General features: G+C 30.5%; 6 protein-coding genes. 5 read left to right on the forward strand and 1 reads right to left on the reverse strand.

Annotation, left to right across the window (positions count from 1 at the left end; all coding sequences use genetic code 11):
* From ACJAX4_RS22205 to ACJAX4_RS22220, 4 genes are all read left to right on the forward strand, one after another.
* The coding region (locus ACJAX4_RS22205) for an ABC transporter permease (RefSeq protein WP_435791621.1) at window positions 1-640 on the forward strand (640 nt) is incomplete at its 5' end.
* A 19-nt stretch (window positions 641-659) separates the two neighbouring features.
* Window positions 660-1565, forward strand: coding sequence for a ribose ABC transporter substrate-binding protein RbsB (rbsB, locus tag ACJAX4_RS22210; protein ID WP_435791622.1), 906 nt, complete (start codon window positions 660-662; stop codon window positions 1563-1565).
* A 199-nt stretch (window positions 1566-1764) separates the two neighbouring features.
* Window positions 1765-2763, forward strand: a complete 999-nt coding sequence (locus ACJAX4_RS22215) for a LacI family DNA-binding transcriptional regulator (protein ID WP_435791623.1) — start codon at window positions 1765-1767, stop codon at window positions 2761-2763.
* An 86-nt stretch (window positions 2764-2849) separates the two neighbouring features.
* Complete coding sequence (locus ACJAX4_RS22220) at window positions 2850-3524, forward strand: CPBP family intramembrane glutamic endopeptidase (protein WP_435791624.1); 675 nt, start codon at window positions 2850-2852, stop codon at window positions 3522-3524.
* Between the two features lie 95 nt (window positions 3525-3619).
* Here the strand turns inward: ACJAX4_RS22220 and ACJAX4_RS22225 are convergent, their stop codons facing one another.
* Entirely contained in the window at window positions 3620-3832 is a 213-nt protein-coding gene (locus ACJAX4_RS22225) for a helix-turn-helix domain-containing protein (protein WP_435791625.1), read from the reverse strand.
* 357 nt (window positions 3833-4189) lie between these two features.
* On the opposite strand from ACJAX4_RS22225, the gene ACJAX4_RS22230 reads away from it, so the two are divergent.
* The coding region (locus ACJAX4_RS22230; protein ID WP_435791626.1) for a response regulator transcription factor at window positions 4190-4864 on the forward strand (675 nt) is incomplete at its 3' end.

Consider the following 4864-nt stretch of genomic DNA (forward strand, 5'->3'; position numbering starts at 1 on the left):
AGCTATTGGCTCTCTAATAGGTCTTGTAAATGGTGTTCTTATTTCAAAAGGTAAAATACAAGCGTTCATAGTCACATTAGCTACTATGACTATCTTTAGAGGTGTAACTTATGTATTTACAAATGGTACTCCTATTTCAGGCCTTGGACAAAAATTTTCTGGCATAGGTAATAAAACGATTTTAGGATTACCAATTCCAGTTGTAATTATGGTTATAGCTTTTGGTATAGCATTTTATGTTTTAAGTCAAACTAGATATGGTAGATATCTCTATGCACTTGGCGGGAATGAAGACTCAGCAAGATTATCTGGTATTAATACAGATAAGGTGAAAACCCTTGTATATGTTATCTGTGGTGCAACTGCAGCATTAAGTGGAATAATTGTCACAAGTAGAATAGGATCAGCTTCTCCAAATGCTGGAGTAGGGTTCGAATTAGATGCTATTGCAGCTGTTGTAGTAGGTGGCACTTCTTTATCTGGAGGGGAAGGAAGTGTAGGAGGTACAATAATAGGTGCTTTAATAATAGGAGTACTAAGTAATGGGCTAAATCTTGTAAATGTATCACCTTTTTATCAAGCAATAGTAAAGGGATTAGTTATATTACTTGCCGTAATGATTAAAAGAAAAGAAAAATAAAAAATGGAGGATGATTTAAATGAAAAAAAGAACAAAATTACTATCAATTGCATTATCAACAGTATTAATTATGGGAAGTTTAGTTGGATGTACACAAAAGGCTACTGAAGGTGGAAAGAAAATTGGAATAGTTATGTCAACTCTTAATAACCCGTTCTTTGTATCCATGAAGGAAGGAGCAGAGAAGAAGGCTCAGGAACTCGGATATGAGGTTGTAGTTCTTGACTCACAAAATGATGCTACAAAGGAAAGGTCCAATGTAGATGATTTAATTCAACAAGGAATAGTGGCTTTAATTATAAATCCAACCGACAGCGATGCTGTTGTAAACTCAATAACAGTTGCAAATGATAACAATATAAAAGTTATAACTGTAGATAGAAAAGCAAATGGTGGAGAAGTTGTTAGTCACATTGCTTCTGATAACGTAGAGGGCGGAGAGATGGCAGCAGAATTTATACTAGAAAAATTAAATGGAAAGGGAAATATAGTAGAATTACAAGGTATTCCAGGTGCTTCTGCTACAAGAGAAAGAGGTGAAGGATTCCATAATATAGTAGATGGTAAAGATGGTGTTAAAGTTGTTGCAAGTCAAGCAGCAGATTTCGATAGGCAAAAGGGATTAACCGTTACTGAAAATATTATTCAAGCTACGCCTGCCTTTGATGCAATATTTGCACATAATGATGAAATGGCACTAGGAGCTGTTAAAGCAATTAAAACAGCAAATAAAGATGTTATTATTGTAGGCTTTGATGGTAATGATGAAGCAAAAGCAGCAGTGGAAAGTGGCGTCCTAGCAGCTACAATAGCACAAAAACCTGATTTAATGGGAGCAGTTGCAGTAGAAAATGCTGTTAAAGTTGCCAAAGGTGAAACAGTAGAAAAAGAGGTTCCAGTAGAACTTATGCTTATAAAAAAATAGTAAGTTGAATATTATTCCAAAAGGATGATAATGAAATATATAAATTTATAACCCAGGGGAAATCCTCTGGGTTATAAATTTATAAAACATTACAATAAACGCAAATTTTTGGTATAATTTAAGTGATGGTGATTTATAAATTAGAAAATAATTATTAATAAATATTTGTTAAATATATAACTAACAATCGGAGGAATTTATGAATAAGGTAACAATGAAGGATATAGCACAAATGGCAGGAGTTTCAAAGGCTACAGTTTCCATGGTTATTAACAGAAAAGATGCCAGTATAAGCGAAGAAACTAGAAAAAGAGTTTTAGAAATTTCTAAGGAAATGAGATATATTCCTAATTCTATAGCGAGAAGCCTTAGCACTAAGAAATCCGGTACTATAGGAATTATTCTTCCAGATATCACAAACCCTTTTTTCTCGGAGATGGCAAGAGCAGTTGAGGATGAGGCAGAAAGGTTAGAATATAATTTAATAATATGTAATACGGATAATGACATTAACAAAGAACAAAAATACATAGAACTTCTTATAAGCAAACTTATAGATGGAATTATTTTTATGTCTGGTGGTAAAAGTAATGAAAGTATAACCATATTAAAAAACAACGGTATTCCTTTTGTATTGGTTGATAGATATATTGAAGGGTACAAAGATTATTATGGAGTCTTTTGTTTAAACAAACATGGTGTAAAAGAGGGTATTAAATATTTATATGAGCGGGGACACCGTAAAATAGCTTTTGTAAAAGGACGTGAGCATTTAGAAATATCAAGGCAAAGATTGGAAGGGTATATTGATGCAATGAAGAATTATGGTATATATGATGAAAAATATATATTTGAAGGTGATTTTAATATTGAAGGAGGTATCCTTGCAACGGAAAAAATAATTAGAATTTTTGCTGATATAGATGCCATCTTTTATAGTAATGATATGATGGCACTAGGAGGAATGAAAATTTTACTTAGAAATGGCTATAAAATACCAAAAGATATATCCGTAGTGGGATTTGATGATATTCAAATATCAGAGGTCATAGAACCTGAGCTTACAACCATATCACAACCTATTTATATTATGGGTAAAAAAGCTTGCAGTATTTTAATAGGTGTAATAAATGGAGAGTTGCCTATTAAAAAACAAGTTTACTTTGAAACAGAACTTATTATCAGAGGAACTACATAATATTTAAATTATTTCCTTGGAAATATAAGTAATATTTTTCACATAACTATTCCACTATAAGAGTTCTTATAATAAAAGGGGGCGCCATGAAAAGAAGGTATATAATACTAAGTTCATTAATCGCATGCATTCTATTGTATTATGTTGAGCAAGTACTAATAGTTAGTTATGTAATAAAAACTTCAATAAAAATAATTTTTTTCATCCTCATTCCTTACATTTACATGAAATTCATTAAAAAACAAAGTCAATCAAAGGCTTTGAATTATAAAAATATAGATAAAAACCATCTTAAAATGGGTTTTTTGTTTGGAATATTGTCTTTTCTCATAATACTAATTGCTTATTACATACTTAGGAATGTTATAGATTTGCAGAGTATATCAGAGGACCTACAAAATAAATCAAAGATTACTGCTTCTAGTTTTATTTTTGTAGGACTGTATATAACACTCGGCAATTCTTTTTTAGAGGAATATTTTTTTAGGGGCTTCATCTTCCTAAATCTTTATGAACACAACTCTAAAAAATTTGCTTACATATATTCTTCACTCTTATTTGGACTATACCATATAGGGATTTTTAAAGCCTGGTTTAATATTGAATTAGTAGGACTTGCGCTATTGGGATTAATAGCAGTAGGTTTTATATTTAACTGGCTTGATACAGAATCAGAGAATTTTATTAACTCTTGGGTCGTTCACATTTTTGCTGACAGTGCAATTATTTTAATTGGACTACGGATGTTTGGAATAGTTTAACACGTGTTTTTGTAAAATCATGTGAAACTAATCTAATAATTTAGGCCAATTAACTTAATTAAGTTAATTAAGTTAATTGGCCTTTTTAGGTTGCTCTAAATTGTTCTTAGTTCGTCTATATTTACACATAAAATAGTTGCTATTGTTTCAATTATATTAAATGATGGATTTTTTTTGCTTCCTCGTTCCAATTCTTCCAAATATGTTTGTGATACATGTACATTCAAATTCTTGGATAAAGTTGATATATCTCTGCTTGTTAAAGATTTTTCAAGTCTTAGCTCTCTAATCTTAGTACCATTAAGCATATAAAAACCTCCTTATATTTGTATAGAATAGATAATACTTTTCGATTGTTACCTACATCCTATTAAATTGTACAAGTTCATTATATCACGAATCTAATTTAGAGTTGTGTTTCTTATTATAATTATATTATATATCGATGGTTTATATTCATAAATTATTAACAAAATTGCCATTTGGATGCCATGGGTTCAATTTATTATATAAACATAGGACAATTGCAAATAAGAATTCACTTCATTCAGTGAGAACTATTAATATCACTGTAAATTTGATATAATCAACCTATGCGTATTAATGCACTAAATCAAACACACTATTTAAACTTAAAAATTTTTTAGAATATAGGAGAAGATTATATGATGGAAACCATTTTGATAGTTGACGATGAAGAAAGAATTAGGAGTCTAGTGTCTATATATTTAAAAAAAGAGCAATATAATGTAATTCAAGCAGAAAATGGTAGCGAGGCTATAAATATATTTAATAAAAATAAAATAGATTTGGTTATTCTAGATGTAATGATGCCAATTATGGATGGATGGGATGTATGTAAGGAAATAAGAAAAACCTCTGATATACCGGTTATAATGCTTACCGCTAAATCAGAAGAAGATGATGAGTTATTAGGGTTTGAACTAGGTACAGACCATTATATAACTAAGCCATTTGTCCCAAAATTATTAGTAGCTAAAGTGAAAGCAATTATACGAAGGACTCATATAAGTGAAGCCTCTGTAAAGGATGAAAATAACTTTGATGGTTTAGTTGTTGATAACTTAAGCCATGAGGTCACCGTGGACAATATCGAAATAAATTTATCTCCAAAGGAATTCGAACTACTAAATTATTTTGTGATTAATAAGAGAATTGTCTTAAGTAGAGAGAAAATATTGGATGCAGTATGGGGAATTGATTATTATGGAGACTTAAGGACAGTAGATACTGTTATAAAAAGATTAAGAGAGAAATTAGGTGAAAAATCTTACCTTATAGCAACCATAAGAGGGACAGGATATAAATTTGAGGTGAGA

Origin of the sequence: Clostridium sp. (genome assembly GCF_051278035.1) — a bacterium.
GTDB lineage: Bacteria > Bacillota > Clostridia > Clostridiales > Clostridiaceae > Clostridium_AD.